The organism is Methanolinea mesophila (assembly GCF_017873855.1).
Classification (GTDB): Archaea; Halobacteriota; Methanomicrobia; order Methanomicrobiales; family Methanospirillaceae; genus Methanolinea_B; species Methanolinea_B mesophila.
The window spans coordinates 690,808-716,465 of the sequence record NZ_JAGGKR010000001.1 but is presented as its reverse complement, the minus strand read 5'-3'; the positions used below and the strand labels follow the sequence as shown (position 1 = coordinate 716,465).

Here is a 25,658-nt window from a genome sequence, read left to right as displayed (position 1 = left end):
CAATCCGCAAAAAAATATTGTTCCCGCTATTTCCGCTCCTTTGCGAGTTTTTCCATATCCTTCCCCGTCTTCTGGAGATCTGCAAGGGACATTGCGGGTGTAATGGAGACGGACCCTCCCCAGTCGAGCCAGAGGGGTTCGTTGAATGCAACCATCTTGTCCTCGCTTGGTAGGTTCACCACGGCAATCATCGTCCGCTGCCCTTCCTTGACCGTGAAATATACCGCTTCGGGTTTCACGATGTCGAGGTAGTTCTTGATCTTCAGGGGCAGTGACCCGTCCAGGATACTGCGATTACCGGTTTCGGCCGGGATCACGCATTCGACAATACATCGCATATTTTCTCGCTCCGTTCCCCTTCTTCTCCTCCGGGAGGAGAGTAAGGATAGAGGGAAATGCACGAGGGGCTATTTATAGTCTTATGTCATCCGGAGGAGTGGGAACATTACCGGGAGCGGGGCATCTGTTCCCGATCCCGGCAAAGGCTTCTTTTTTTCGAGAAAACGATATCGGTATTTTGAGGTATTTTAACAGAATTTACATAAAAATTTTTCGGAGACTCTGTTTCGTCTGATAAAAAATATTGTATTAAAAGTCAGTCATAACCCGGAACTGGTCGATCTCTTCCTTGTTCATCTGCTCGAGGAAGATCTCTGCTGCGTTCGCCACGTCCTTGCTCGCGGTGATCGCACGACCGACCACGAGGATGTCCGCACCTGATTTCAGGGCTTCTTTCACGTTCGGTGCACGGATACCGCCGGCGGTCGCCACGAGGAGTTTTCCTCCGGCGGCCTTCTTCAGAGCGGGGATGTTGCCCCAGGCGTGGGCGGTGTCCTCGGCGTCGATCGCCCGGTGGAGCTCCACGATGTCGGGCTTGACCTTGAGGCTCTTAATGACCTTCACCGGGTCGGGGACGTTTAACATGTCCACCACGGAGTAGATCCCGGTCTTCTTCGCCTCGGTGATCGCCTTCTCCAGGGTGGAGGCCGGGGCGAGTCCCGAGATTACCACCGCGTCGGCCGAGGAGTCGGCGGCCATCCGGGCCTCGAGGTTCCCGGTGTCGAGCACCTTCATGTCGGCGATGATGAACGCGTCGGGGCGGAGCTTCCGGATCTCGGAGATGACCGAGAGCCCGAACTTCTTGATCAGAGGCGTCCCCGCCTCGATGATCAGGTGGTCGTTCTTCGGGAGGCTCGCGAGCACCGACGCCACCTTGTTCATCTCCACCAGGTCGAGGGCCACCTGCAGGTAGGGCGGGTCCCAGAGCCGCTGCACCTTGAAGCCCATCACCGCGTGGGCGGCACGGTCCTTCTCGTAGAGCAGGGTCTTTGCGTCCGGGAACTTCTCGAAGGCACGGGTGATCGCGAGCTTGGTCGCGCCGTAGTTGTACCGGTATATCCGGTTGTAGTCCTTCGCCTCCGGGTGGAGGAACGCGGACGCGAGGATGACGACGCTTTCCAGGTCGACCTTCGCGTCGGCGAAGACGCCTTCCTCGACGCAGTCTGCGACCGCCTTCGCGACCGCTGCCTGGACCGGGCCGAACATCTCGTTCACCTGGGTGATGTTCTTGATGGTGACCTTCGGGATCACCAGCGTGGCCGGCTTTGTCAGGAGGTTCGGGCGGACGACCGCGAGCAGCGGCGTGTGGCCCATGGAGAGCTGCGAGAGTGCGTTCGCAAACGCGGTCCCGACCGGCCCTTCCTTCTCCCCGATGATCAGGTCGACGTGAGCGAGTTCCGCGCCGTCCCCGACAAGTGCTTCTCCAATAAGATACATGAAAATCCCCAATTTGTTGTGTTAATTATGTGCGGGCCATTAATAAAAGCGTGAGTGTGGCCGGGTCGCAGGCTCCCCCGTAATAGGGCACCGGGACGGGACCCGTTCGGGAGAGGACCGCGGTTACGCCCCCGGCCTGCAGGATCAGCGCGACCACGCCATCCTGCCGGGCGTCCCCGTGGCAACCACCGGAACCTCGAGTCCTTCCTGCAGCACCCTCGACGAACAAACAGGATTTCCGGGAATTCCTGCGGGCTGCGGGCACCTCTTCAGATCGTCCGGATCGCGGTCATTTCCGTTCAGAACCCCGGGAAAGAAGGATTGTTCCGCAACATCCCGACCCGTTCCGGGAACACCTTCAGGACTGTCCTTTCGCATCCCGCATTCCGAATACTTCCTTCGCAACCGCCATCCCGTTGAGGGCCGCGGGAAAACCTGCGTATACCATCATCTGGAGGATGACCTCACGGATCTCGTCCCTCGTGCAGCCCACGTTCAGGGCGGTGTCGATGTGCGCCCGGAGCTGGACCTGGGCGGTCCCGAGCGCCGTGAGCGCGGCGACGGTGGCGATCTCCCTCGTCCGGAGGTCGAGCCCCGGGCGGCATACTACTTCGCCGAACACAAATTCTACCGCCATTCGTTCGATATCGGGCGAGAGGCCCTTCAGGTTGTCGAGCATCTCTTCCACTGAGCCGCCGCCCATCTTCTCGAGCTGTGCCTTTCCACATGCGTACCGTTCATCGGTCATGGGTTATCAGCGAACATTGGAACTGCGAGCGGATAACCGGAACGGTCCGGAACCGGTACGGGCCGCAAGTATGGATCTCACGTTAAGGGACGGATACAGGAACAGGGTGGAACACCCCCGGAATGGAACCCTGCACGGTGAGGTTCTCGTAGAAAACGCCCCGCTCCCGCGTGGAAACGTTCAAAAACGTGGGGTCGGTGAGATTTGAACTCACGATCGACGGGTCTCTCCGACATGCGTCAGTGCTCCAACGGGTCATCACCAAATCAGCAGACCCATTGTTCATCATTCGCACCGGACGCGAAAGACCGCTGGAGCCCGTCGCCATTCCGGACTAGGCCACGACCCCGTATCGTAGTACATCGAACCGGGGCGATTTAACTGTTGTGGAAAAGAACGGTACGCATATATCATCCGGGCACGTTCTACTATAGGATGGCGCTCGGGAGCTACGACTGCGGAATCTCCTCATATCCTCTTTTGGGGCAGACCATCGGCGAGATGTTCAACGACATCGCCCGCCGGTATCCCCAGACAGACGCGGTGGTCTCGGTCCACCAGGGTATTCGCTGGACATACAAGGAATTTCTCGACCAGGTGAACGGCCTCGCCCGGGGACTCATGGCGCTCGGGGTGGAGAAGGGCGACCGGGTGGGGATCTGGGCCATGAACTACGCCGAGTGGGTCGTGGTGCAGTTCGCAACCGCCAAGATCGGGGCGATCATGGTGAACATCAACCCCGCCTACCGGACCTACGAGCTCGAGTACGTGCTCAAGCAGGCGGAGATCCAGACCCTGATCGTCCAGGGCCGGTTCAAGACCTCGGACTACGTGGGAATGTTCTACGAGGCCTGCCCCGAGGCATACGAGGCGAGGCCCGGTAAGATCAACCTGGAGAAACTCCCCTTCCTCCGGAACGTGATCTTCATGGGGGACATCCCCTACAACGGGATGTTCACCTGGGACGAGATCATGAAGAAGGGGTGGGAGATCACCACCGACGAGCTGGTGGCCCGGGAAGAGTCCCTCGACTTCGACGACCCGATCAATATCCAGTACACCAGCGGCACCACCGGGTTCCCGAAGGGCGTGGTCCTCTCCCACCACGGGGTGATGAACAACGGGTACATCATCGGGGAAGGGATGGGCTTTTCCGAGAAGGACCGGCTCTGCATCCCTGTACCCTTCTACCACTGCTTCGGGATGGTCCTCTCCAACCTCGCCTGCGTCACCCACGGCTCGACCATGGTCCTCCCTTCCCCGGTGTTCAATGCCGAGGACGTGCTCCGGACCGTGCAGAACGAGCGGTGCACCGCGCTGCACGGGGTTCCCACCATGTTCATCGCCGAGCTGAACCACCCCGATTTCCCCCTCTACTCCATGGCCACCCTGCGCACGGGTATCATGGCGGGTTCTCCCTGCCCGGTGGAAGTGATGAAAGAGGTGAACCGGAAGATGAACATGTCCGAGATCGTGATCGTCTACGGCCAGACCGAGACCTCGCCCGGGGTCACCATGACCACCACGAAGGACCCCCTGGAGCGAAGAGTCTCCACGGTCGGGAGAGTGTTCCCGCACACCGAGCTCAAGATCGTGGACCCGGCCACCAAGAAGATCGTCCCCCGGGGCGAGATCGGGGAGATCTGCGCCCGGGGCTACCCGGTGATGAAGTGCTATTACAATAATCCCAGCGCGACACACGCCACCATCGACTCCAACCGGTGGAACCATACCGGTGACCTGGGGACCATGGACGAGGAAGGGTTCGTGAAGATCGTGGGACGGTTGAAGGACATGGTCATCCGCGGGGGCGAGAACATCTACCCCCGCGAGATCGAGGAGTTCCTGCACCACCACCCGAAGATCTCGGACGTGTACGTCGTCGGTGTCCCCGACGAGAAGTACGGCGAGGAGCTCATGGCCTGGGTGATGGTGGAACCCGGCCAGTCCCTCACCGAAGAAGAGATCAAGGAATACTGCCGGGGGAAGATCGCGCACTACAAGATCCCCCGGTACGTCAAGTTCACCACCGAGTTTCCCATGAGCGTGACCGGGAAGATCCAGAAGTACAAGATGCGGGAGACCTCGATCAGGGAGCTCGGGCTGGAGACCGCCTCGAAGATCGAGACGGCCTGACCGCTCATTTTTCGGATTTCGACCCTGTATGATATCGGTGCTGGTTATCGAGGATGTCCCCGGGCTGAAAGAGTTTGCTGCGGGCCTTTCTGGGGATAATGAATTTTTTATTGTCTCCTGCAGCGGGCTCCCCGAGGCGCTCGAAAAGGCACGGAGCCAGCGGTTCGATGTGGTCGCTTCAGGCCCGTCCGGGCTCGAACTCGCAAAGAAAATGAAACTCGAAGGGAAAAAAATCCCGCTCGTGCTTTTTTCGGGGGAATCGAACGAAATATTGACGGTTGAAGCCGTCAGTTCTGGGATGGACCTCATCCTCATCCCGCATGGCGACCTCGCGCTCGAGACGGAGAACATCAGGAACATGCTCCGGAAAGCCGCGATAAGAAAGAGATACTGTGACGATATGGAAAAGAAGGAGGCAAAGTACCTCTCGGTCATCGAATCGATGGACGACTCGATCTACATGGTGGACCGGGACTGCCGCTACCTGTTCATGAACCAGAAACACCTCTCCCGGCTGGGACGGTCCTCCGGACTCTACAAGGGTAAGACCTACCGGGATTTCCACTCGGAGGAGGAAACTCTCCGCTTTGAAGCGCAGGTCCGGCAGGTATTCTCGACCGGGGCGAGGGTCGATGAAGAACGGGATGCGGAGGACGGTACAAAGTTCCTCCGGTCGTTCGAGCCTGTCAGGAACATCGATGACGATACGATCGTGGCGGTGAATGTAATATCGAGAAAAGTGCCCCTTAGTGTAGAATTTGCATTCCCTTACAGGAAATCAGAAAACCTCCCCGGCAAAGGCGAAAATTCGGTCTACATGGTGGACCGGGACTGCCGCTACCTCTCGATAAACCCCCGTCATCTGGAACGCCTGGGAATCACCGCCGAAGAGACCTACCTCGGAAAGACCTATGAAGACCTTCACATGAGGGGGAAAACCGAGGCATTCTCGCGAATCGTGGGACGGGTCTTCGAGACGGGGGAGGTCGCGTGGGACGAGTACCAGGCCGGCAACCATCATTTCTCCCGTCGCTTCTGCCCGGTCAGGGACCGGAAGAGCGGCGAGGTCATTGCGGTCACGGTGGTCTCCTCCAATATCACCGACCTGAAAATGACGGAAAAGAGCCTCATTGAGGCGAACAGGAAACTCAACCTCCTCTCCAGCCTGACCCGGCACGACATTATCAATAACCTCACCGCACTCCGGGGGTATGTTGAGCTCTCAATGATGGACGACCCCGGCCAGGATCAGCTCCGCTACCTCGAGAAGATGCTGATTATCGCGGACTCGATCACCCACCAGATCTCGTTTACCAGCGATTACCAGGACATCGGGGTGAAATCGCCGCAATGGCAGGACGTCCGGGAAATTATCGAAAATGCGGCCCAGCTCATCGACATGCAGTGTATCACGCTCGAGATCGGGTTCCGCGACCTCAAGGTGTTCGCCGACCCCATGCTCGAGAAGGTCTTTTACAACCTTATCCAGAATGCCGTCGCTCACGGGGGCAAGATCACAAAGATCACGTTCTCGGCACACAGGCATACCGAGGGGGTCACCGTGGTCTGCGAAGATGACGGGATCGGCATACCGGATGCCGAAAAAGAACTAATATTCATACGTGGATTCGGGAAGAACACCGGTCTCGGGCTTTTCCTTATCAGGGAGATCCTCTCTATCACCGGGATGTCGATAAAGGAACGGGGCACGTACGGGAAGGGTGCCCGGTTCGAGATCATGATCCCGAACGCAATCTATTCGTGCGAATGACGGGGGACCTGAATTTTTTTCGTAGCACTATGAACCCGGCATCATCTTTTCAGCGGATACCTTGAAGGGGAATTTCAACCCCGACCCGGGCATTTCCGGGGTCGGGGCCGTGATGTAACCCGTAGAATAGATTTTTCTTTTCGCTGGACCGGGATTTCGGTTTTTTTTTGGCGATCGTTTCCCGGGACGAACCCAAACGAGCGGATACCTCTGTCTCCGTCGTCATGATCCGGCAGTGACCCGGCCTATAAAAATATCGCCCCGTAGAACAGGAAAAATGCAAATGCGAACCCAGCGGTGAGCGGGATGGTGATCACCCATGCGGTCACGATCCTGCGGACTATTCCCCACTGGACCGCCGAGTACCCCCTTGTCGCACCCACACCCATGATGGCACCGGAGATCGCATGGGTGGTGGAGACCGGCACCCCGAACGCAGTGACGAAGGAGAGCACCACGCCGCCTCCCGTCTCGGCGCAGAACCCCTGGTAGGTACGGAGCTTGGTGATCTTGGTCCCCATGGTCTCCACCACCTTCCAACCCCCGAGGAACGTCCCGAGCGCGATGGATGCCCCCGAGATGATGATGACCCAGAGGGGAACCACGAACTCGGTGAGGATTCCTGCCGCCACGAGGATCGCGGTGATCACTCCCATCGCATTCTGCGCATCGTTGCTCCCGTGCCCGATGCTATAGAACGCCGCCGAGAACACCTGCAGTTTCTGGAATATTGCGTTCATGGTCTTCCCCTGTGAATGGCGGAATACCTTTATGATCAGCATGCCGAGGAGGAACGCGGCGATCATCCCGAGCATCGGGGAGACCACGATGAAGACAAGAATTGCAAGGAGTCCGCTGATCGGCAGGATACCGATAACGATCGCGAAGGGAATTGAGATCGTCACACCGCACAGGGCACCGAGGCCGAAATACGCCGCGAGTTTCTCCTCGCCCTTGTACCGTGCCAGCCCCCCCAGGACCAGCGCCCCCCCGATGGCTCCGGCAAGTATGGCGAGGAGAAGGATGTATACCACCGACAGTGCGGGCAGGATCACTACGGCGAGGCCTCCGTACGCGATCGCCGAACCCAGGAGTCCCCCCACGAGCGCATGGCTCGCAGAGATGGGGATCCCCAGGTAGGAGGAGAGAAACACCCACATCACCGCGACGATCATCCCGATCAGGATCACGTCAGTGGTGAGGAACCCGGTCTCCACGATCCCCTGTCCGATCGTCTTGGCGATTGCGGTGGTGAAGATCAACGGCCCGATCATGTTGAAAGCCGCGGCCATGAGCACCCCCTGGAGCGGGGTGAGCACCCGCGTCGCTACCACCGTCGCGATGGAATTGGCCGCATCGTTGAGGCCGTTGACAAAATTGAACAGGATGGCGAAGATTATCCCGGCGATAATTACGATTTCCATTTCGGCTCACGAATGGCGGATGGCAATGTCCGAAAGGACGTTTGCCGCGTCCTCGCATTTGTCGGTGGCGATCTCCAGGTGTTCGTAGATATCCTTGAACTTGATGATGGCGATCGGGTCGTTGGTGCGGAATATCTCGTTGATCGCGTGGGCAAGCACGTCGTCGGCGAGGTTCTCCAGCCGGTTGACCTCGATACACCGTTCCTCGATCATACGCGGTTCCTTTATGGCCCTGATGGACTTCACCGCCTCTTCGAGCTCCACCACCGAGAGCTGGACGAGCTTTGCGAGCTCGCTCATATGCGTATCGGTCTCCTCGATCCCGTAGTTCAGCATCTTCTGGGCGGTGCCGTCGATATAGTCGAGGATATCGTCGAGCGCCGACGCCAGTTTCGAGATCTCCTCCGGCTCGAGCGGGGTGATGAACGTCCGGTTCAGCTGCTCGTAGATCTCGTGGGTGATCCGGTCCCCGTCGTGCTCCATCTGTTCGATCTGGTGCACCTTGTTCTTCACGTCCGAAAAGTCGTCCACAAGGTCCACCAGCCGGTACGAAGCCAGTACTACCAGTGCTGCCATACGGTCAAAAAGGTCGAAAAAAACCTTATCCTGGGGAATAAGCCATTCTTTAATGCCCACTGGTGATCGTGAGAAATTAGGTCCCGGGCAGGGAAAAACGTATGGGTTTGTTCGCGGGAATGGACCGAGCGGGAATTGAACCCGCGGCCTCTTCCATGCCAAGGAAGCGATCTACCCCTGATCTATCGGCCCGACTCCTATTTTGTAGGACGTGAAAGCTTAAAAGGATTGTTTACCGTGCGCTCCGGCCGGCCTCAATCTTTTCCCGGAACCGAGGTCGCGAGCCATCAGGAGCTCCCGGAAAGCCCGGGGATGGCCGAAAGGACCCTCCGGCGCGCCTCTCCCATATCCGCCTCCCGGACAACTTCTCCGTTCCGCACGAACGGGAGGAGCAGAGGCGTCCCCCCCGCGGGCGGTTCCCTCGCTGCGGGCAGGAGCACCCGCTCCCCGGACGGCATCCGGTAGACCTGCTTTACGCCCCCCCGCTTCCCTCTCTTCGCGCAGTGCACGCCCTCGCGTTCCACAATGTCCATCGCGAAATCGATCACCGGGGCGTTTGCAATCGCCCCTCCCACCCCGAACGCGCCCACGATGTCCCGGTACCGGACGATGTCCTCCCGGTTCACACCCCCGGAGAGGAAGATATCCACCTGCGGGTATCCCGCGCTGTCCAGTTCCCAGCGCACCTCCTCGAGGATCTCCCGCATGTCCCCCCGCCGGGAACGGGGGGTATCGAGCCGCACCCCCTCGGCACCCACCCCGGCAGCGGCGAGGGACTCCCGTTTCTCGTCGCAGAAGGTATCGCAGAGCATGATCCGGGGGACACCTGCGGGGGCATGCAGGGCAAACGCCCGGAATGCATCAGCAGGACGCGGATAACACATCACGAACGCATGCGGCATGGTCCCCGCGAGGGGTATCCCCTCGGGGGCGGCGGTATTGCTCGCCCCGTCCACCCCGCCGATCCACGCCGAACGTTCCACCATCGCCGCGATCGCAGGGTGCTGGCGCCGGGACCCGAAGGAGTAGACCCGCCGGTCTCCTGCCACACACCTAATATGGGCCGCGGCCGACGCGATCCCGGAGGCGTGGCAGAGAAAACCGAGGATCGCGGTCTCGTATCGGGCAAAGTCGCGGTACCTCCCCGAGATCCTCATGACCGGCTCCCGGGCGAGGAAGACCGTCCCTTCAGGCATCGCGTCGAGGTCTACCGGCACCCCCTCGAGCAGGGATACGACATCGTTCAACCCGCAGAATATGGCCCACGCATCGGGGAGCGTCCCCGCCGTCACTTCCATGACCACCCGGGGGTTTTTTTGGTCTGTCTCCAGCACCTCCCCGCTCCGCACGAAATAGATGTCGGTACACCCGCCGCTCCGAATAGTCTCCTCATCCACCGTCTGGAACCTGCCCATGGAGGAGTATCGGCCGGAATCGTCATACACCTGCCGCTCCGCGTGTCAGGTGGGGAGGGTGGGTTTTTTTGGGGCCCGCGTCCCAATGGATATAATGGCTTACCCTAATGCAGGCGTGGAAAGGACCGTAGCGCTCCACCCGTTGCATATGGTCGTGGAGGTGTAGGAACAAATGCTCGGTATCATCGGGGGGACGAGCCTCCTTTTCTCCCGGCTCCCGGACCTGGAAAAGAAGGTTATCTCCACCCCATACGGAAATTCTGAAGTGTTGTGCGGGGAGATCGCGGTCCTCCTGCGCCACCAGCACAACAGGCCCCCTCACCGGATAAACTTCCGGTCCAATATGGCGGCGCTCGCGCTCCTGGGAGTGGACCGGGTAATCGCCATCGGGAGTGCCGGTTCGCTGAAGATGGATATCCCCCCGGGGTCACTGGTGATCCCCACGGATTACATGAGCGATGCGGCGATCCCCTCGATTCATGACCACGCCATCCGGCATATCCAGCCTGGCCTCCCCCTCGACATGGCAGGGAAACTCTCGGACCTTGTCCCCGAAGCGAGACTCGGCGGAGTGTATGTCCAGACCCGCGGGCCGCGGATCGAGACGGTGGCCGAGGTCGCGGCGCTTGCCCGGTGCGCGGACATCGTGGGAATGACCCTTGCGAGCGAGGCCACCCTTGCGTTAGAACTCGGGATGAAATTCGCCGCGATCTGCCCGGTGGACAACTACGCGAACGGGCTCGGGGACGAGGGACTCTCTTACGAGCTGATGCTGGAGAATGCAAACCGGTACAAGGACCGGATGGACCGCATCCTGCGGGATATCGTGGCGGGCCTGTCCTGAACCGGAAGAGGTGCGGGACGTCATGGAGAAGTATGATGACGGGGAAATTTTCGGGAACACGGGTGTGAGATCTTGACGGAAATATTCGATGCGAAAGGGGCAATTCTTGTCCGGAACGTGAGAGTCGGCGAGGGACTGACGGATATCTTCATCGACCGCGAGGGAGTGATCGCGGGAATGGGGGGAGGCACCCGGAAAGAGTTCCGGGGCGAGGCCGAGTTCGTCATCGAGGGGAACGGCGGAGTCGCCCTCCCCGGCCTGGTGAACACGCATACCCACGCGGCAATGACCCTGCTCCGGGGGTATGCCGACGATATGCCGCTCCAGGAATGGCTCGCGCAGAAGATCTGGCCGCTGGAGGCGCACCTCACCGGGGACGACGTCTACTGGGGGACCCTGCTCGCCTGCATGGAAATGATCCGCACCGGGACCACCGCGTTCAATGACATGTACTTCTTCATGGAGCGGGCGGCCGAAGCGGTCGACAGGTCGGGGATCCGGGCCACCCTGGCCCACGGGTTCATCGACCTCTCGCTCGAGGAGAAAAGGGAGGCCGAGATCCGGGCCACGGAGCACCTCGTCTCGCACGTAAGGTCTATGCAAAATCCCCGGATCAGGACCGCCGTCGGGCCGCACGCGGTCTATACCGTCTCGCCGGAAGGGCTCACCTGGTGCGCGGAGTATGCAAAGGAACAGGACATCTGCCTCCACATCCACGTGAGTGAGACCGAGCAGGAGATCACCGAGTGCGTGGCCAGGTACAATGCCCGCCCTCCGGTGCACCTCGACCGGTGCGGGTGCCTGACCCCGCGGACCGTTGCGGCCCACTGCTGCTGGCTCGACCGGGAAGACTGCCGCCTCTTCGGAGAACGGGGGGCCTGGGCTTCGCACAACCCGTCGAGCAACATGAAGCTCGCGGTAAACCGTGCCATGCCGTACGAATGGCTCCGTGAAGCGGGAGCAGGCGTGACGCTGGGGACCGACGGGTGCGCCTCGAACAACAACCTGGACATGATGGAGGAGATGAAGTTCGCCGCCCTGCTGCAGAAGTTCTACTGGAACTCGCAGACCCTGCTCCCTGCGGGCGAGACCCTCCGGATGGCTACCGAGTCGGGAGCCCGGGCGCTCGGGATCGGTCCGGGCACGCTCACGGTGGGAGCCCCGGCGGACCTGGTCATCCTTGACCCCGCCCGGAGCTGCATGGTCCCGCTCCACCACCCGGATTCCAACGTGGTCTACGCGTGTAACGGGGATTCCGTGAAGACCACTCTCTGTGACGGCCGGGTGCTCATGCTCGACCGATTCATCCCCGGCGAGGCGGAGGTCTTGAAAGAGGCCGCCCGAGTTGCACAGGACCTCGTGGAACGGGGGAAGGACTCTCCGCAGGGTTAAAAGACTGTTTCTCTGTGAATTCTTTTTTTATGGAACAACCGAACCTTCCGGGGCTGCGCCCCGCCGCTGCAGCGGCCCAAACGGGATAGACCGGAACTGATGAAAGCAAAGGCATTCCCTGGAAAATCGACAGAACAAGTTCCTGATCCGCCGCCGGGGCGCCCTTCGGGGGCGGCGGAACCATCCTATTAGAGACCATCACAAAGACGCTCCCGGGGCTACGCCACGCCGCTGCGGCGCCCCCAAGCTGGATAGGATAGCCATTCTCCTGAAATGACAACCTTTTCGTGCCTGTTCATAAGGGGAGAATCTCGTCACAGACGCTCCCAGAACTCACACCCAGCCGCCACGACGCCTCCAAACGGGATAGAAGTGGACTGTTGAATACAAAGGGATTCTCTGGAAAATTGACAGAACAAGTTCAAGATCCGCCGCCGGGGCGCCCTACGGGGGCGGCGGAACCATCCTCTCACTTATACTGACGCTGGACGCTCCCGGGGCTTCGCCCCGCCGCTGCGGCGACCCCAACGGGATAAACTTGGACTGTCGAGTGCACGTCATCCTCTGGAAAATCGACAGAACAAATTCAAGATCCGCCGCCGGGGCGCCCTACGGGGGCGGCGGAACCATCCTATTTGTAACCCGCGGGTCCGCACGCATGTGACAGGGCAGGCTGTCTGCCCCTGGGATAGTAAGAGCCTCCGACGGGGTGGTGTTACCGGTCCTTTTCCCGGGCGCCGGGCAGGAACACCTTGTGATAATACCTGCATTCTTCCCTGATCGGGCAGCCGGGGCATTTCGGCGCCCGTGCGGTGCAGACCGCCCTCCCGTGCGATATCAGGATGTCGGTAAGCATTCCCCAGCGGTCCCGGGGAAAGAGGGCGATCAGGTCCCGCTCTATCCCCGCCGGGTCGCTGTGGTCTGAAAACCCGATCCTTTGCGCGAGCCGGCGCACATGAGTATCCACCGCAACGCCTTCGTTCATGCCGAATGCGTGGTCGAGCACGATATTGGCGGTCTTTCTCCCCACCCCGGGAATGGTGAGCAGCTCCTCCATGGTATCCGGGACCTCCCCGGAGAACCCGTCCCGGAGGGTCTTCGCCGCCCCGATGATGTGCCGGGCTTTCGCGTGGTAGAAGCCCGTGGAATGGATGATCTCCTCCACATCACCCTGTTCCGCCGAGGCGAGGGCTTCGGGGGTGGGGAAGCGCCTGAAGAGCTCCCCGCTGACCTTGTCCACCGATGCATCGGTGGTCTGGGCGGAGAGGATAGTGAGGATCAGGATCCTGAAAGGAGAGGCCCGGTGCCGGGGATTGTCCCTGGCGGAAGGGTATGCCGCGAGAAGAACGCGATATATCCGGTCTGCGGTTGCGTGATCCATGGGTGCCCGCCGGGGGAAAAGATGTTTGTTTCGCGATCCGATGATGGGGTAGGGCAGATTCGAACTGCCGTCAAAGCGTCCCAAACGCTCTAGGATGGACCAGGCTACCCTACTACCCCGGGAGAGATATAGTATGGGGCAGGGATCTCAAAATACCTGCCGACCGGAGGTCCTTCAGGTCTTCAGCGGGAGGGGGTTTCCGCCGTCCCTGATGACGACCGTTCCCTTCAGGCGCCCCTCGAGCAATGCGGCGGCGAGGTTCCCGGGCTCGCGCCCGTCCACGACCACCATGGGGATCCCGCTCCGCTGCACCACCTTCACCGCGACCATGTCCATGACCGTGTTGGAACCCGCACAGAGAGAGTCCCCGCTCACGATCTGCATCAGGTCATCGGCGGTCATTGACTCGAAACGGATTGCGTCGGGATCCTTCTTCGGGTCCGCGCTGTAAATGCCGTCGATGGAGGTGACGTTCACCAGCAGGTCGGCCCGTACCCGTTCCGCGAGGACCGCCGCCACCGCGTCGGTCGTCTGCGCCGGGGTGATCCCTCCCATGACCACGATCTTCCCGGTCGAAACACCGGCTGCCATGGCCTCGGTCTGGGATTCTGCGACCGCCGGAAATGCGGAGTCCCCGAGGGCGCTCACCAGGAGGAGGGCGTTCAACCGGGTGACCCGGATCCCGATCTCGTCGCAGGTCGCCTCGTCCACTCCTGCCTGCCGGGCGACCCCGATATACCGGCGGGCCTCGCCGCCGCCGCCCACCACGATATAAACCTGCATCTTCTCCGCCAGCCGGCGGAGCACGGGGAGGTACCCGGCGAGCCGGTTCTCTTCCAGCGTGGGGAAGAGGATCGATCCCCCCAGGGAGAGGACAACGCGTGTCATTATTCCATTCATTTCACGAAAGTCCACATATACCTAATTGAACCCCGGTGCGGACAGGAGCAGGCGGGTGTGTTCATTCGATGAGGGCGGAAGGGATCCGATATCCGTAACGAATTGCAGTATCCGTGAAAAACAGATACCGGGCGGCAATCGGGAGGATCGATACCCGCAAGATCGGTATTATTAATCCCCACGCCCACACCCTCGTATCATGCTTCGCTGCCCTGTGTGCGGGAGCACCACCATTTATCCGGTGACCGGAGGCGTATTCGGGCAGATCTACCGGTGCAAGGAATGCGGGTACCGGGGGTCTTTTGTCCTGGAGACCGAAGACGAAGATCACGAAAAAGGCCCGGACACAGACTCCCGTGAGACAAAGCCCGGGAAAGAGTCCGACCGTGGACCGGATACGGACGAAGGGTAAGGGTACCTTTATCAGCGTGATCCGATATTCAATGGAGTGATCACCATGCACGAGGCCCTTCAATACGAGAAGACGGAAGACCGGAAGGTGAAATGCTCGCTCTGCGCCCACCGGTGCCTGATAAAGGAAGGGAGCCACGGCATCTGCGGGGTACGGCTGAACCGCGAAGGGGTCCTCTATGCGGCGACCTACGGGAGGGTGAGTGCCGAAGCGGTCGATCCTATCGAGAAGAAACCCCTGTACCACTTCCTGCCCGGCACCCTCTCCTACTCGCTCGGAAGCGTCGGCTGCAATTTCCATTGCGAACACTGCCAGAACTGGCACATTTCCCGGGCGGGAGTCGACACCATGGGCCTCATGGACCTTGCCCCGGGGACCGGGGTCTCCCGGGCAAAGGAGAGGGGCTGCGCGAGCATCGCGTGGACCTACAACGAGCCCACCATATGGCACGAATACGCCCTCGACATGGGGACCCTCGCCCGGAAGGAAGGGCTTGGCACAGTGTACGTGACCAATGGGTACATCACCGAGGAGGCGCTCACGGAGCTCTCTCCCATGCTGAACGCATTCCGGGTGGACATCAAGGCCTTCACCGATGAATTTTACAAAAAGACCTGCGGAGCGAGACTCCAGCCGGTACTCGATGCGAGCGTGAAGGCCAGGGAACTCGGGATGCACATCGAGGTGGTCCACCTGGTAATCCCGGGATTGAACGACGACCCGGAAGAGTCGAAAGCGATGATTCGCTGGATCATAGACAACCTCGGCCCGGAGACGCCGCTCCATATCACCCGCTTCCATCCCGACTACAAGATGACGGACCGCGGGCCGACACCTGTGCAGACGCTCGAAAAGATCTACCGGATGGCCCGGGAGATGGGGCTCATGTACCCCTACCTCGGCAACGTCTTCCAGCACCGCGGGGAGAACACCTATTGTCCGGAATGCGGGGAACTGTTGATCGAGCGTTCCGGGTTCGCAGCACGCATCCGGAACCTCAAGGACCACCGGTGCCAGAAATGCGGCCACGAAATCCCGTATGTCTCCCATGTCTGAGCACAGGGAACCCTCCGCACGTTTCATCGTCGACCGGATGCTGGGGACGCTCTGCCGTTACCTACGGCTCATGGGATACGACACCGCGAGCGCGAACGCGTATGCAGAGGGAAACCGGAGAGAAGACACCCTGCTCCTCCTCCGGGCCCGGGAAGAACAGCGGCTCCTCCTCACCCGTGACAGGGAACTCGCGAGGAGGGGTGGGGACCAGGCGGTGCTGATCACCGGGGAAGACGTGATGGCCCAACTCAGGCAACTGGTAAGTGCCGGCGTGATCGTCCCCGCCATCCGGCTCAACCGGTGTTCGATATGCAACGAGTACCTCCGTCCCGCGAGCGCGGACGAGGTGAGCTCCGCGTCGTACGCCCCGCGGAAACGGGAACACCTCGACTTTTACTGGTGCCGGAGGTGCCGCAAGCTCTACTGGCTGGGAAGTCACGGGAAAAACCTCGAAAAGAGGTTGAAAGACGGGCTGTCGGGAGAATGAGCAATCAAGACAGTTCGCCTGGAAACCAAGCCCTCCAGGGACATGCCCGGGAGTGTCGATAACACCTTGTGCCGAGGTTGACCGGGAAATAAGAAAAAGAAAAGTTTTTGAGTTATTTTACCTCGATACCGAGTTCTTCAGGAGGTTTCCACCTCAGTGGTGAGGGCGTTCCTCTTCTTCCAGATCAGGTCTTTGCCCTCGAAATGGAACCCCTGGAGATGCAGGATCCTGATATCTTCCGGAAGCACGGAGGAATCCGATCCTCCGGCGACGATAAGGACCTTGTCAGGGCGGGCGACGCCGGGTATCGGGTGGCTGGCGCTCATGGAATCCATCAGTCCGGCGTCGGAGGCGGGGATTTTCTTGTCGAACGAGACCAGCACGTACGCCCCTTCGGAGCGGCCGAGGATCCGGCGGCTGACCACGAACATCTCCTTACCCCTGATGTCCTCCGCATGGCGGTACTGCCAGCCGTCAACCGTCGGGTACTTGTTCTTCACTGCCCTCCGGGCAAAATCATGCATCACGTCTTCGGATGATCCCATAGTACATCAGGGCAATATTACGCCGCGGTGATAAAAGGATTTCGAATCCCCGGGAATACCTTCAGATTTGTGAGCGGATCCGGTTAATTTACCGGAAAAGTATAATTCTCCGGATTCGTATTGTTATGAGAAACCCCGGAAGATCAGGGGTCAGGGTGAAGTGTCGGGCCATGCCGAACGGACCTCCTCCGGAACAACGCACCGGTGCTCTCGAAGAGTCTCCTGCATTGTTCATCAACCGCGAACTCTCCTGGATCGAGTTCAACCGCCATGTACTCGAAGAGGCGAAGGACACCTCGCACCCGCTCCTCGAACGGGTCAAGTTCCTGGCCATTTTTTCCAATAACCTCGACGAGTTCTTCATGATCCGGGTCTCCGGTCTCCAGCGGCAGGTGGAGAGGGGGGTCCGGGAGCTCCCCCCGGACGGGATGAGCCCGTCGCGGCAGCTCGAGGCGGTCAAGGAGACTCTTGCGCCACTCCTCGAACAGCAGTCGGTTCTCTGGAAAGACGACCTGGTCCCCGCCCTCGGGGAGGCAGGCATCCGTATATGCCTCTATCACGACCTCGATTCCATCGGAAAGATGGCGATGAGGGACTATTTTATCCGGGAGATATTCCCGGTCCTTACCCCGCTTGCCTTCGACAAGAGTCACCCGTTTCCCTTCATCTCGAACCTCTCCCTCAACCTCGCGGCCGTGGTGCGGGACAATGAGACCGGGGAGGAGCACTTTGCGAGAGTCAAAATCCCCGCCAGCCTCTTCTCCCGTCTGATGAAAGTACCCGGCGCGGACGAACGGGGGGGCCGGGAGACCAGGATATTCTTAGAAGATCTCATATCCGCGAATCTCGACCTGCTCTTCCCCGGTCTCGAGGTGGTGGCATCGTATCCTTTCAGGGTCACCCGTGATGCGGACCTGGAGATCGAGGAGGACGAAGCCTCTGATCTTCTCACCGCGGTCGAGGAGAGCGTCGAACTCCGGAGGGTCGGCTCCCCGGTGAGGGTGGAGGTCACCCCCGATATGCCCGGGCCCATCTGTGCCATGATGGCGAAGATGCTCGGGATCTCCCAGTCCTGTTTTTACCGGCAGCGTGCCCCCCTGGGTATGGCCGACCTGATGGCCCTCCTCTCGATCGACCGGCCGGACTTAAAGGACGTTCCCTTCACTCCTTCCGTTCCTGCGGCGGTGGAACAGGAAGACCGGATCTTTTCCGGGTTACGGGGAAAGGACCTGCTCCTCTTCCATCCCTACGAGAGCTTCTCCCCGGTGATCGCCTTCCTCCGCCAGGCGGCGAGGGACGAGGACGTGCTCGCGATCAAGATAACTCTCTACCGGGTCGGCCCGAACTCCCCGATTGTCGATGCGCTTCTCGAAGCGAGGGAGAACGGGAAAGCCGTGGCAGCTCTTATCGAACTGAAAGCGCGCTTTGACGAGGAAAACAATATCGGCTGGGCCCGGGCGCTCGAACGGGCCGGTGTGCACGTGGTCTACGGGCTGGTGGGCCTGAAGGTCCACGCAAAAGTGTGTATGGTGGTGCGCCGGGAGAAGCAGGGAATCGTCCGCTATATGCACATGGGCACCGGCAACTACAATGCCTCCAGCGCCAGGGTCTATACCGACCTGGGGCTCTTTTCCACGGACCCGGTGATCGGGGCGGACGTCGCGGACCTCTTCAACTCTCTCACCGGGTGCGCCAGGATCAGGAAATACCGGAAACTCCTGGTGGCGCCGCTGACCATACGAAGCGAGATCATCGCGAGGATCGAGAGGGAGATCCTCCGCCACCGGAGCAGCGGGGACGGGTGCATCGTCTTCAAGATGAACGCCCTGGTCGACCGGGAATGCATCATGGCCCTCTACCGGGCCTCCTGTGAAGGGGTGCGGGTGGTGCTCCAGGTGAGAGGAATCTGCTGCCTCCGCCCGGGCATCCCCGGGGTCTCCGAGAACATTACGGTCACCAGCATCGTGGGGAGGTTCCTGGAGCACGCCAGGGTCTATTACTTCAGGAACGGCGGCGATGAAGAGGTCTTCCTGGGGAGCGCCGACCTCATGCCGAGGAACCTCGACCGGAGAGTGGAGGTGCTCTTCCCGGTTGAAGACCCCCACATACGGCGGGCGATCGCGGATACCCTCATTCCCGTGCACCTCAGGGATACCACTAAGGCCCGGAGGCTCCTTCCTGACGGAACGTACGTCCGTGTGGAGACCGGACCCGGGGAAACGGCATGCAATGCGCAGAAGTGGTGCATACAACACCGGGGGTCCTGGCAGGATGAGCGCGGCGTCTGACCGGCGGGCGGGAAAGAGGCCCGGGTTCTGTACCTACGGGGAACAATACCTTCTTCGGCTGCTTCCCGCATTCTCAGGCGAGATCGCGGGGGTGAGAGAGGGTGCGGATATCGAACCGGTCCACCGCATGAGGGTCGCCTCCCGGCGTTTGCGGGCCGCACTCCCACTTTTTTCCCCGTGCATCCCGGAGAAAAAGTACAAACGATGGTTTTCCGAGGTGCGGCGGGTCACCAGGGCGCTCGGAAGGGCGCGGGATCTCGACGTACAGATCGAATTTCTCATGCAGTTCCGTAAAGGTCACGAACAGGCGGAGAGTTCTCCCGGAAGAGGCGGGTCAACGGAGACGGCGAGTCACCGGGGTTCAGGGCTCGACCGGCTGATCGAGACCCTGCAGGCCGAAAGAGATGCCCTCCAGCCCGAAGTATGCCGCCGGCTCGACGAGCTGGAAGAGTCCCGCGTGATCGGGGAGATGGAGGACCGCTTCGCGACTCCGGGGGAAACTATCGGGAAGAGGGGTGGAAAAAAGAAAAATATCTACTCCACGGCGTACCGCGAGATCACCCGGCACCTCGGGGTGCTGCTCGCGTTCGAACCCTGGGTCTTCGTCGAGGATGCGGTCGAAGAGCAGCACAGGATGCGCATCGCCGCGAAACAACTGCGGTATACCCTGGAGATATTCGCCCCGCTCTACGGGACCGGCCTCAGGGAGTCAATCCGTGGCGTGAAACGCGTCCAGGAGCTCCTGGGGGGGATCCATGACTGCGACGTGTGGATCTCCACCCTTCCGGAATTCATGGAGAAGGAAGGAAACCGGACGGGAGATCGGGCCCTCCTGCCGGATTTCCCTGAATACCCCGGCACCGGTATCGCGTATCTTCTGGAGAACAGGAAGCGTGAACGACAGAAACTCTATGAAGAATTCGTTGCGTACTGGAAGAGTATCCGGCTCGAACGGGTCCTGGAAGAGATACCTGTCGTTCTTTCACGATTCCCGGAAAGATAACGACGAATCACCTGCAGGTTACCCGGAGGAGTTGTACTGGGTGAGTGGAACAAAATATTGAAATAATTCCTCCCTATGACCTCCGGGGACTCCCTTTCGATGACCCGGTGTAGTTCCATACCGTGGTCCTGGAACAGGCCAGGATGTGTAGTTCGCTAGCTGAACCTGTACCTTGACGGGAATTTGAAGTTCCATACTGTGATCCTGGAACAGGCCAGGATGTGTAGTTCGCTAGCTGAACCTGTACCTTGACGGGAATTTGAAGTTCCATACTGTGATCCTGGAACAGGCCGGGATATGTAGTTCGATAGCTGATCCTGTAACAGGCCGGGTATGTGTAGTCCGTTACCGCGATCCGGCTCCAGAACGGGAATGAACGTGTCCCGCCCCCTCGCGAACGGTGCAGTTTCGCCCTCCCCTCTGAAGGTATAAGAGGAGAGAGCCCCTATTTCTCCCTGAATGGGAATCCACCGGGAAGTGACCGCCAGATGATCGTGATGGGTATAGACCCGGGGCTGGCGATTACGGGGTACGGCGTCCTTGAAAAGAACGGTAACCGGGTAGTGCCCCTCGATTATGATTCCATCGTGACTTCCGCGAAGACCATGACCCCTGCGGAACGACTGGAGACGATCCATCTCCGGGTCGGGGATCTCCTCGATCGGTACCGACCTTCGCACCTGGCCATCGAGAAGCTCTTCTTCTCCCGGAACGTCACCTCGGCGATGGGGGTCTCCGAGGTGCGGGGAGTGATCATCCTCGCCGCACAGCAACGGGGCGTGCCGGTGAGCGAATATACCCCCACCCAGGTGAAGATGGCGATCACGGGCTCGGGGAAGGCGGACAAGCTGCAGATGCAGGAGATGATACGGCGGCTGCTCGGCCTTTCAGAAATCCCGAAGCCCGACGACGTCGCCGACGGACTCTCTGTGGCCCTGTGCCATATCCACGTGTTGAGGTAGGGAGGTGAAGGGATACGATCGCACAGCTGAACGGTGAAGTGGTGAGGACGGGGGAAGGTTATGCGATCATCCGGGTCGGCGGGATTGGGTTCCACGTCGCCATGCCTGCACCCGAACTCGAGGAGGTCTCCCGGAGAAAGGAAGAGGTCACCGTCCTCACCCACCTGGTGGTAAGGGAAGACGGCCTGTTCCTCTACGGCTTCCTGCACCAGAGCACGCTGGAGATGTTCCGGATGTTGATCGGGGTGAACCGGGTGGGCCCCGCGCTGGCGATGAACATCCTTTCAAGGGTGAGCATCCCCGACTTTACCGCGGCCGTGCTGGGGGATGACGAGAAAGTGCTCACCCGGGTCCCGGGAATCGGCCAGAAGAACGCCAAAAGGCTTATCCTCGAGCTGAAAGACCGGATGCAGAAGAAGGCCGGGGTGCCCGCCGGAGCCCCCGTTCCCGCCCAGCAGGTGCGGCACGATGCGGTGAGTGCGCTGATTGCCCTGGGATTCGGGGAGAAGGAGTCGTACGCCGCGGTGGAGAGCGCCCTTTCCGGCGGTCGCGACCTTCCGGTGCAGACGGTGATCAAAGCGGCCCTGTCGGTGCTGAAAGAGCGGTGAGCGATGGATAAGGCGAGGATCGTGTCCGGGGACCAGGAAGGGGAGGAGAGTTTTGAGGGCACCATCCGCCCCCCCACGTTCGACCAGTTCATCGGGCAGGACACGCTCAAGGAGAGCCTGAAGATCGCGATCGGTGCGGCGAAGATGCGGGGAGAGCCGCTCGACCACATCCTCTTCTCAGGTCCGCCGGGTCTTGGAAAGACCACGCTCGCCAACCTCGTCGCCCACGAGATGGGAGTCGAGATCCAGAGCACCAGCGGGCCGGTCCTCGAAAAGCCCGGGGACCTCGCGGCGATCCTGACCACGCTCAACCGCGGGGACGTGCTCTTCATCGACGAGATCCACCGGCTCCACGTGGTGATCGAGGAGCTGCTCTACCCGGCCATGGAGGACTTCGAGATCGACGTGATGATCGGGGAAGGTCCAAGCGCCCGGTCGATCAAGCTCACCCTCGAGCGGTTCACCCTCATCGGTGCCACTACCAGGATAGGGCTCCTCGGTTCGCCGTTCCGCGACCGGTTCGGCATGGTCGCGAGGCTGAACCTCTACGGTGCCGAAGACCTCGCGGCTATCGTCAGGAGGAGCGCCGGCCTGATGGGGATTACCATCACCCCCGACGGGTCCGCCGAGATCGCGAAAAGGTCCAGGGGGACGCCCCGGATCGCGAACCGGCTGCTTCGAAGGGTGGAAGACTTTGCCCTGGTAAAGGGGAACGGGACCATCGACCGCGAGACCGCCGACCAGGCTTTACACCTCCTCGGGATCGATCATCTGGGACTCGACGAGGTGGACAGGAGGATCCTGCACGTTATCATGGATGACTTCTCCGGCGGCCCGGTGGGGTTGAAGACCATCGCGATCTCCGTGGGAGAGGACACGAGGACCATCGAGGAGGTGTACGAACCCTACCTGATCCAGATCGGCTTTCTGAAGAGGACCCCCCAGGGGAGGGAAACGACTCCTGCGGCATCGGGACACTTCCACCGGCAGTGGTTCGGCTGAACTATTTTCTCTCTTATTTGACGTTTTTTTGGGGAAAAGTTATAAACTCATAAGGTTATTATTGAAAATAGAGAATAATTTGACCTGATCCGTTCAGGGAAGGACACAGTGTATGTGGAATCGATATCTGGCACTATTCCTCGTATGCATGATCGTGCTGGTCGGGTGTGCGTCCGGCTCGGGGGAGGGTGTGGTCCGGGGCGGGGACTGCACCATTCCTGCACCTGGGGAATCGGCGAGTTGTACCCTTGCCATGGACACCGTGAGCCGGGGGCTCTCGGAGTACGATATCACCGTAACGATCGAGGACCCGGGCGTTGCGGAGATCACCGGTATCCAGTTCCCGTCCTGGGCCGGGCTGAACTCAAGGGGAAAAACTCCGACAGCGACCCTGACGCTTAAAGGGGCCGATTCCGGGAACAAGATCCGGCAGGGAGACAGGAACGTGGTCCTGGCCACGATCACCCTGCGGGGAATTGCCGACGGGACCACCCGGCTTAAAGTGACCGTCAACAGGATGAAGGACGATGCCGGTGCGGTGTACACTGCCACCGCCGCAGACGGAACGGTGAAGGTCGGGTCCGGGGTCGGAAAGACCCCCGCAAACGACATTCCCGGAGGAGTCGTCCCGTTCGTCACCTTCCCGACTCCCACACCTGCCCCAACCGAGGATTCCGCCTCGGAATACGAATCTGCCGATCAGGCCCGGTACACGATACCGCCCACAACCATCCCTACACTCACAGAGGGCGGTCTGTACATCGATTCAATCCCGCAGGGGGCAGTGATTTACCTCGACGGCGAGTCCGCGGGAACGACTCCCCTCCTTCTGGACCATATCTCCACCGGGGACCATGCGCTCACGCTCTCCAAGGAGGGTTTCGTTGACCTGGTGTACGGAGTAGTCCGGGTGAAGGCAGGGGAGGTGACAAGGATCACCGGCATCGGTCTCACCCCGGTCTCCGTGACCGGGACGATCACCATCGATTCCGTCCCCCGGGGGGCGGAAATCCGCCTTAACGGTGTATATTACGGGGCAACACCCCTGATGGTATCCCTGGACGAGGGCGTGTATCCCGTCGAACTGACCTGTCCCGGGTACCAGCCCTACCATGGCGAAGTGCGCGTGGTCGCGAACGAGGCCCGCCGACCGGCGGCGATATCTCTTCTCCCCCTGCCCCTGTACACCGTTTCGATATCGACCGAGGGCGAGGGAGACGTGAGCCCGGATGGCAACGTGCAGGTGGTTGAAGGCGGCGATCTCACCCTCGTGATCGCTCCGGGGACAGGGAGCCGGGTTGATGACGTCCTTCTCGATGGCGATTCCGTGGGCCCGGTCGCGGAGTATACCCTTCGCGACCTACAGGCAGATCACCGCATCAATGTCCGTTTCGTTCCCATCCCGGCGGAGCGGCAGCCGGACGGGGAGATGACCCCGGTCCCGGCCGGGCCGGACGAGGAATTCGTCCCCGTCGCTGAATTTAATGCGAATACCACCGGCGGCGCGGCCCCGCTCACCGTGGCTTTTGAGGCGGCAGGCGGGCCCGAGATCAGGGCGTGGAACTGGCGGTTCGGGGACGGATCGGTCTCCACGGGCCAGTCTGTGGTCCATACCTACGGGGAACCCGGGAACTACTCGGTCTCGCTGGTGATATCCTGCGGGCAGGGTGTGACCAACCAGAGCCCGGAACTGGAAATCGAGGTCTTGCCCGTGCTTCCCACGGTTGAAGCGAATTTCTCGTCGAACATCACCGAGGGACCGGCCCCCCTCGCGGTAGAGTTTTCCGACCTCTCGCAGGGTGCGGAACGGCGGCTCTGGGAGTTCGGTGACGGGGAAAATTCCACGGAGAAGCGCCCGGTCCATGTATTCGGCGAGCCGGGGACGTACGGCGTGAATCTCACCGTGTGGAACGGTACCGTGAATGACACGCTCGCGGTCCCCGACTGCATTACGGTGTATCCGCGACCTGTCGGAGGGGATGTGGGATACTATACCGTGTATTGCAATGTCGAGAACGCCTCGGTCCTGATGGACGGAATCGTCATGGGGCGCATCAACGGAGGCAATCTCACGGTCCCGGTATACGTGACCGGCACACCCTACCGGAACCTCCAGATCGATGCGGAAGGATACAAGCCGTATAAGGGCTCCCTGAAACAGTATCCTTCGGCGGGCCAGACGGTCGAGGTCTACGTCACCATGATCCCCCTGTTCCCTTACGATCTCGCATTCGGGTCGAAAGTATTCAAAATATAGTTTATTTTCGATTTGTTGGATTCTTCCGCCTCCATCACGTAATGCGAACTCATAATTACCCTTTGAAAAATATCCTGCCAGGATTATCAAAGAGGTCTTACTTTTCTTTGTTTGACGCTCCAGGGGCTGCGCCCCGCCGCTGCGGCGCCCCTACAGGATATGCCTTGACTGTCATAGGTCAGGATTTTTTTTGTGTATCAGCGATATCAGCCAGGTTTAAACATTTATCGGAGATATCATGCCGGGGCTGCCGTTTGGGCGACCCCAATGGGGATAGAATTTATACTGTTGGATGGAAAAGGAATTTCACTAGAATAGTCCCTGAACCGCCGCCGGGGCGCCCTTTGGGGGCGGCGGAACCATCTTGTTGATATTTACGGCACAGAATAGGAGGATGCTCCCAGGGGCTGTCGCCCCTGCCGCTGGGCGAACCCCAATGGGATAGAACCTGAATCGTCGGATGAACCCGACCCTGCTGAAATTATAGCGAAGTGCTATCCTGAAAATATTTCACGAGAACAGTCCCTGAACCGCCGCCGGGGCGCTCTTCGGGGACGGCGGAACCATCTTGTTGATATTTACGGCACAGAATAGGAGACGATCCCGGGGGCGTTACGCCCGCCGTCGGGCGGAGTCCGGAAGGAATCAATTTCACCCACTTTCATTGCGACCCAT

22 protein-coding genes and 3 tRNA genes are annotated in these 25,658 nt (G+C 60.3%); 13 read left to right on the top strand and 12 right to left on the bottom strand.

What is annotated here, in order from left to right; genetic code table 11:
* Nucleotides 1-26: 26 nt before the first annotated feature.
* The 4 genes from J2741_RS03340 to J2741_RS03325 all read right to left on the bottom strand — a co-directional run bounded on the left by J2741_RS03340 (nt 27) and on the right by J2741_RS03325 (nt 2,873).
* Entirely contained in the window at nt 27-338 is a 312-nt protein-coding gene (locus J2741_RS03340) for a hypothetical protein (protein ID WP_209673620.1), read from the bottom strand.
* A 250-nt stretch (nt 339-588) separates the two neighbouring features.
* Nucleotides 589-1,776 carry a bifunctional 5,6,7,8-tetrahydromethanopterin hydro-lyase/3-hexulose-6-phosphate synthase gene (locus J2741_RS03335; RefSeq protein WP_209673619.1) on the bottom strand — a complete coding sequence of 396 codons (1,188 nt, stop codon included), beginning with the start codon at nt 1,774-1,776 and terminating at the stop codon, nt 589-591.
* 358 nt (nt 1,777-2,134) lie between these two features.
* Entirely contained in the window at nt 2,135-2,524 is a 390-nt protein-coding gene (locus J2741_RS03330; RefSeq protein WP_209673618.1) for a carboxymuconolactone decarboxylase family protein, read from the bottom strand.
* A gap of 189 nt (nt 2,525-2,713) precedes the next feature.
* Nucleotides 2,714-2,873, bottom strand: a tRNA-Trp gene (locus tag J2741_RS03325).
* 86 nt (nt 2,874-2,959) lie between these two features.
* Here J2741_RS03325 and J2741_RS03320 point away from each other — a divergent pair.
* Both J2741_RS03320 and J2741_RS03315 read left to right on the top strand, forming a co-directional pair.
* Nucleotides 2,960-4,660 carry an AMP-binding protein gene (locus tag J2741_RS03320; RefSeq protein WP_209673617.1) on the top strand — a complete coding sequence of 567 codons (1,701 nt, stop codon included), beginning with the start codon at nt 2,960-2,962 and terminating at the stop codon, nt 4,658-4,660.
* A 28-nt stretch (nt 4,661-4,688) separates the two neighbouring features.
* Complete coding sequence (locus J2741_RS03315) at nt 4,689-6,431, top strand: hybrid sensor histidine kinase/response regulator (protein ID WP_209673616.1); 1,743 nt, start codon at nt 4,689-4,691, stop codon at nt 6,429-6,431.
* 245 nt (nt 6,432-6,676) lie between these two features.
* Here the strand turns inward: J2741_RS03315 and J2741_RS03310 are convergent, their stop codons facing one another.
* The 4 genes from J2741_RS03310 to J2741_RS03295 all read right to left on the bottom strand — a co-directional run bounded on the left by J2741_RS03310 (nt 6,677) and on the right by J2741_RS03295 (nt 9,876).
* Nucleotides 6,677-7,855 (bottom strand): inorganic phosphate transporter, encoded by a 1,179-nt coding sequence (locus J2741_RS03310; protein ID WP_209673615.1) that lies wholly within the window; start codon nt 7,853-7,855, stop codon nt 6,677-6,679.
* 6 nt (nt 7,856-7,861) lie between these two features.
* Nucleotides 7,862-8,491 carry a DUF47 domain-containing protein gene (locus J2741_RS03305; RefSeq protein WP_209673614.1) on the bottom strand — a complete coding sequence of 210 codons (630 nt, stop codon included), beginning with the start codon at nt 8,489-8,491 and terminating at the stop codon, nt 7,862-7,864.
* A 60-nt stretch (nt 8,492-8,551) separates the two neighbouring features.
* Nucleotides 8,552-8,623: transfer RNA gene (locus J2741_RS03300), tRNA-Ala, on the bottom strand.
* Nucleotides 8,624-8,718: 95 nt separating this feature from the next.
* The gene (locus J2741_RS03295) at nt 8,719-9,876 is read right to left on the bottom strand and encodes a nicotinate phosphoribosyltransferase (protein ID WP_342452215.1); all 1,158 of its coding nucleotides are present in this window, start codon (nt 9,874-9,876) and stop codon (nt 8,719-8,721) included.
* A 142-nt stretch (nt 9,877-10,018) separates the two neighbouring features.
* Here J2741_RS03295 and J2741_RS03290 point away from each other — a divergent pair, with 142 nt between their 5' ends.
* Both J2741_RS03290 and J2741_RS03285 read left to right on the top strand, forming a co-directional pair.
* Nucleotides 10,019-10,690: an MTAP family purine nucleoside phosphorylase gene (locus J2741_RS03290; RefSeq protein ID WP_209673613.1), complete on the top strand. Its 672-nt coding sequence runs from the start codon at nt 10,019-10,021 to the stop codon at nt 10,688-10,690.
* 72 nt (nt 10,691-10,762) lie between these two features.
* Nucleotides 10,763-12,082 (top strand): amidohydrolase family protein, encoded by a 1,320-nt coding sequence (locus J2741_RS03285; protein ID WP_245249372.1) that lies wholly within the window; start codon nt 10,763-10,765, stop codon nt 12,080-12,082.
* A gap of 715 nt (nt 12,083-12,797) precedes the next feature.
* Here J2741_RS03285 and nth read toward each other — a convergent pair.
* From nth to pyrH, 3 genes are all read right to left on the bottom strand, one after another.
* Nucleotides 12,798-13,463 carry an endonuclease III gene (gene nth, locus J2741_RS03280; protein WP_209673612.1) on the bottom strand — a complete coding sequence of 222 codons (666 nt, stop codon included), beginning with the start codon at nt 13,461-13,463 and terminating at the stop codon, nt 12,798-12,800.
* 44 nt (nt 13,464-13,507) lie between these two features.
* Nucleotides 13,508-13,582: transfer RNA gene (locus tag J2741_RS03275), tRNA-Pro, on the bottom strand.
* Nucleotides 13,583-13,637: 55 nt separating this feature from the next.
* Nucleotides 13,638-14,351, bottom strand: a complete 714-nt coding sequence (gene pyrH / locus J2741_RS03270) for a UMP kinase (protein WP_209673611.1) — start codon at nt 14,349-14,351, stop codon at nt 13,638-13,640.
* Between the two features lie 211 nt (nt 14,352-14,562).
* On the opposite strand from pyrH, the gene J2741_RS03265 reads away from it, so the two are divergent.
* Genes J2741_RS03265 through J2741_RS03255 form a run of 3 tightly spaced genes read left to right on the top strand, consistent with a single transcriptional unit; the run spans nt 14,563 to nt 16,318 of the window.
* The gene (locus J2741_RS03265; protein ID WP_209673610.1) at nt 14,563-14,775 is read left to right on the top strand and encodes a hypothetical protein; all 213 of its coding nucleotides are present in this window, start codon (nt 14,563-14,565) and stop codon (nt 14,773-14,775) included.
* A 45-nt stretch (nt 14,776-14,820) separates the two neighbouring features.
* A complete protein-coding gene (gene amrS, locus J2741_RS03260; RefSeq protein ID WP_209675456.1) occupies nt 14,821-15,831 on the top strand; it encodes an AmmeMemoRadiSam system radical SAM enzyme in 1,011 nt (336 codons plus the stop codon).
* Nucleotides 15,824-16,318: a Mut7-C RNAse domain-containing protein gene (locus tag J2741_RS03255; RefSeq protein ID WP_209673609.1), complete on the top strand. Its 495-nt coding sequence runs from the start codon at nt 15,824-15,826 to the stop codon at nt 16,316-16,318. Before amrS ends, J2741_RS03255 begins: the two co-directional genes overlap by 8 nt.
* Nucleotides 16,319-16,455: 137 nt before the next feature.
* Here J2741_RS03255 and J2741_RS03250 read toward each other — a convergent pair whose 3' ends face one another.
* Nucleotides 16,456-16,863: a hypothetical protein gene (locus J2741_RS03250; protein WP_209673608.1), complete on the bottom strand. Its 408-nt coding sequence runs from the start codon at nt 16,861-16,863 to the stop codon at nt 16,456-16,458.
* A 170-nt stretch (nt 16,864-17,033) separates the two neighbouring features.
* Between J2741_RS03250 and ppk1 the strand changes: the two genes are divergently transcribed.
* From ppk1 to J2741_RS03220, 6 genes are all read left to right on the top strand, one after another.
* The gene (ppk1, locus tag J2741_RS03245; protein WP_209673607.1) at nt 17,034-19,151 is read left to right on the top strand and encodes a polyphosphate kinase 1; all 2,118 of its coding nucleotides are present in this window, start codon (nt 17,034-17,036) and stop codon (nt 19,149-19,151) included.
* Nucleotides 19,135-20,154 (top strand): CHAD domain-containing protein, encoded by a 1,020-nt coding sequence (locus J2741_RS03240; protein ID WP_209673606.1) that lies wholly within the window; start codon nt 19,135-19,137, stop codon nt 20,152-20,154. The genes ppk1 and J2741_RS03240 overlap by 17 nt, the downstream gene beginning before the upstream one ends.
* Before the next feature lie 488 nt (nt 20,155-20,642).
* Nucleotides 20,643-21,116 carry a crossover junction endodeoxyribonuclease RuvC gene (gene ruvC / locus J2741_RS03235; RefSeq protein WP_209673605.1) on the top strand — a complete coding sequence of 158 codons (474 nt, stop codon included), beginning with the start codon at nt 20,643-20,645 and terminating at the stop codon, nt 21,114-21,116.
* A 17-nt stretch (nt 21,117-21,133) separates the two neighbouring features.
* The gene (ruvA, locus tag J2741_RS03230; protein WP_209675454.1) at nt 21,134-21,724 is read left to right on the top strand and encodes a Holliday junction branch migration protein RuvA; all 591 of its coding nucleotides are present in this window, start codon (nt 21,134-21,136) and stop codon (nt 21,722-21,724) included.
* A gap of 3 nt (nt 21,725-21,727) precedes the next feature.
* Nucleotides 21,728-22,726 (top strand): Holliday junction branch migration DNA helicase RuvB, encoded by a 999-nt coding sequence (gene ruvB, locus J2741_RS03225; RefSeq protein WP_209673604.1) that lies wholly within the window; start codon nt 21,728-21,730, stop codon nt 22,724-22,726.
* Between the two features lie 112 nt (nt 22,727-22,838).
* A complete protein-coding gene (locus J2741_RS03220; RefSeq protein WP_209673603.1) occupies nt 22,839-24,983 on the top strand; it encodes a PEGA domain-containing protein in 2,145 nt (714 codons plus the stop codon).
* Nucleotides 24,984-25,658 lie beyond the last annotated feature (675 nt).

Excerpts from the sequence above, each read along its gene's own strand:
- J2741_RS03340 (WP_209673620.1), bottom strand. The coding sequence starts at position 338 with ATGCGATGTATTGTCGAATGCGTGATCCCGGCCGAAACCGGTAATCGC.
- J2741_RS03335 (WP_209673619.1), bottom strand. The coding sequence starts at position 1,776 with ATGTATCTTATTGGAGAAGCACTTGTCGGGGACGGCGCGGAACTCGCT.
- J2741_RS03330 (WP_209673618.1), bottom strand. The coding sequence starts at position 2,524 with ATGACCGATGAACGGTACGCATGTGGAAAGGCACAGCTCGAGAAGATG.
- J2741_RS03320 (WP_209673617.1), top strand. The coding sequence starts at position 2,960 with ATGGCGCTCGGGAGCTACGACTGCGGAATCTCCTCATATCCTCTTTTG.
- J2741_RS03315 (WP_209673616.1), top strand. The coding sequence starts at position 4,689 with ATGATATCGGTGCTGGTTATCGAGGATGTCCCCGGGCTGAAAGAGTTT.
- J2741_RS03310 (WP_209673615.1), bottom strand. The coding sequence starts at position 7,855 with ATGGAAATCGTAATTATCGCCGGGATAATCTTCGCCATCCTGTTCAAT.
- J2741_RS03290 (WP_209673613.1), top strand. The coding sequence starts at position 10,019 with ATGCTCGGTATCATCGGGGGGACGAGCCTCCTTTTCTCCCGGCTCCCG.
- nth (WP_209673612.1), bottom strand. The coding sequence starts at position 13,463 with ATGGATCACGCAACCGCAGACCGGATATATCGCGTTCTTCTCGCGGCA.
- pyrH (WP_209673611.1), bottom strand. The coding sequence starts at position 14,351 with ATGACACGCGTTGTCCTCTCCCTGGGGGGATCGATCCTCTTCCCCACG.
- J2741_RS03265 (WP_209673610.1), top strand. The coding sequence starts at position 14,563 with ATGCTTCGCTGCCCTGTGTGCGGGAGCACCACCATTTATCCGGTGACC.
- amrS (WP_209675456.1), top strand. The coding sequence starts at position 14,821 with ATGCACGAGGCCCTTCAATACGAGAAGACGGAAGACCGGAAGGTGAAA.
- J2741_RS03255 (WP_209673609.1), top strand. The coding sequence starts at position 15,824 with ATGTCTGAGCACAGGGAACCCTCCGCACGTTTCATCGTCGACCGGATG.
- J2741_RS03250 (WP_209673608.1), bottom strand. The coding sequence starts at position 16,863 with ATGGGATCATCCGAAGACGTGATGCATGATTTTGCCCGGAGGGCAGTG.
- ppk1 (WP_209673607.1), top strand. The coding sequence starts at position 17,034 with ATGCCGAACGGACCTCCTCCGGAACAACGCACCGGTGCTCTCGAAGAG.
- J2741_RS03240 (WP_209673606.1), top strand. The coding sequence starts at position 19,135 with ATGAGCGCGGCGTCTGACCGGCGGGCGGGAAAGAGGCCCGGGTTCTGT.
- ruvC (WP_209673605.1), top strand. The coding sequence starts at position 20,643 with ATGATCGTGATGGGTATAGACCCGGGGCTGGCGATTACGGGGTACGGC.
- ruvB (WP_209673604.1), top strand. The coding sequence starts at position 21,728 with ATGGATAAGGCGAGGATCGTGTCCGGGGACCAGGAAGGGGAGGAGAGT.
- J2741_RS03220 (WP_209673603.1), top strand. The coding sequence starts at position 22,839 with ATGTGGAATCGATATCTGGCACTATTCCTCGTATGCATGATCGTGCTG.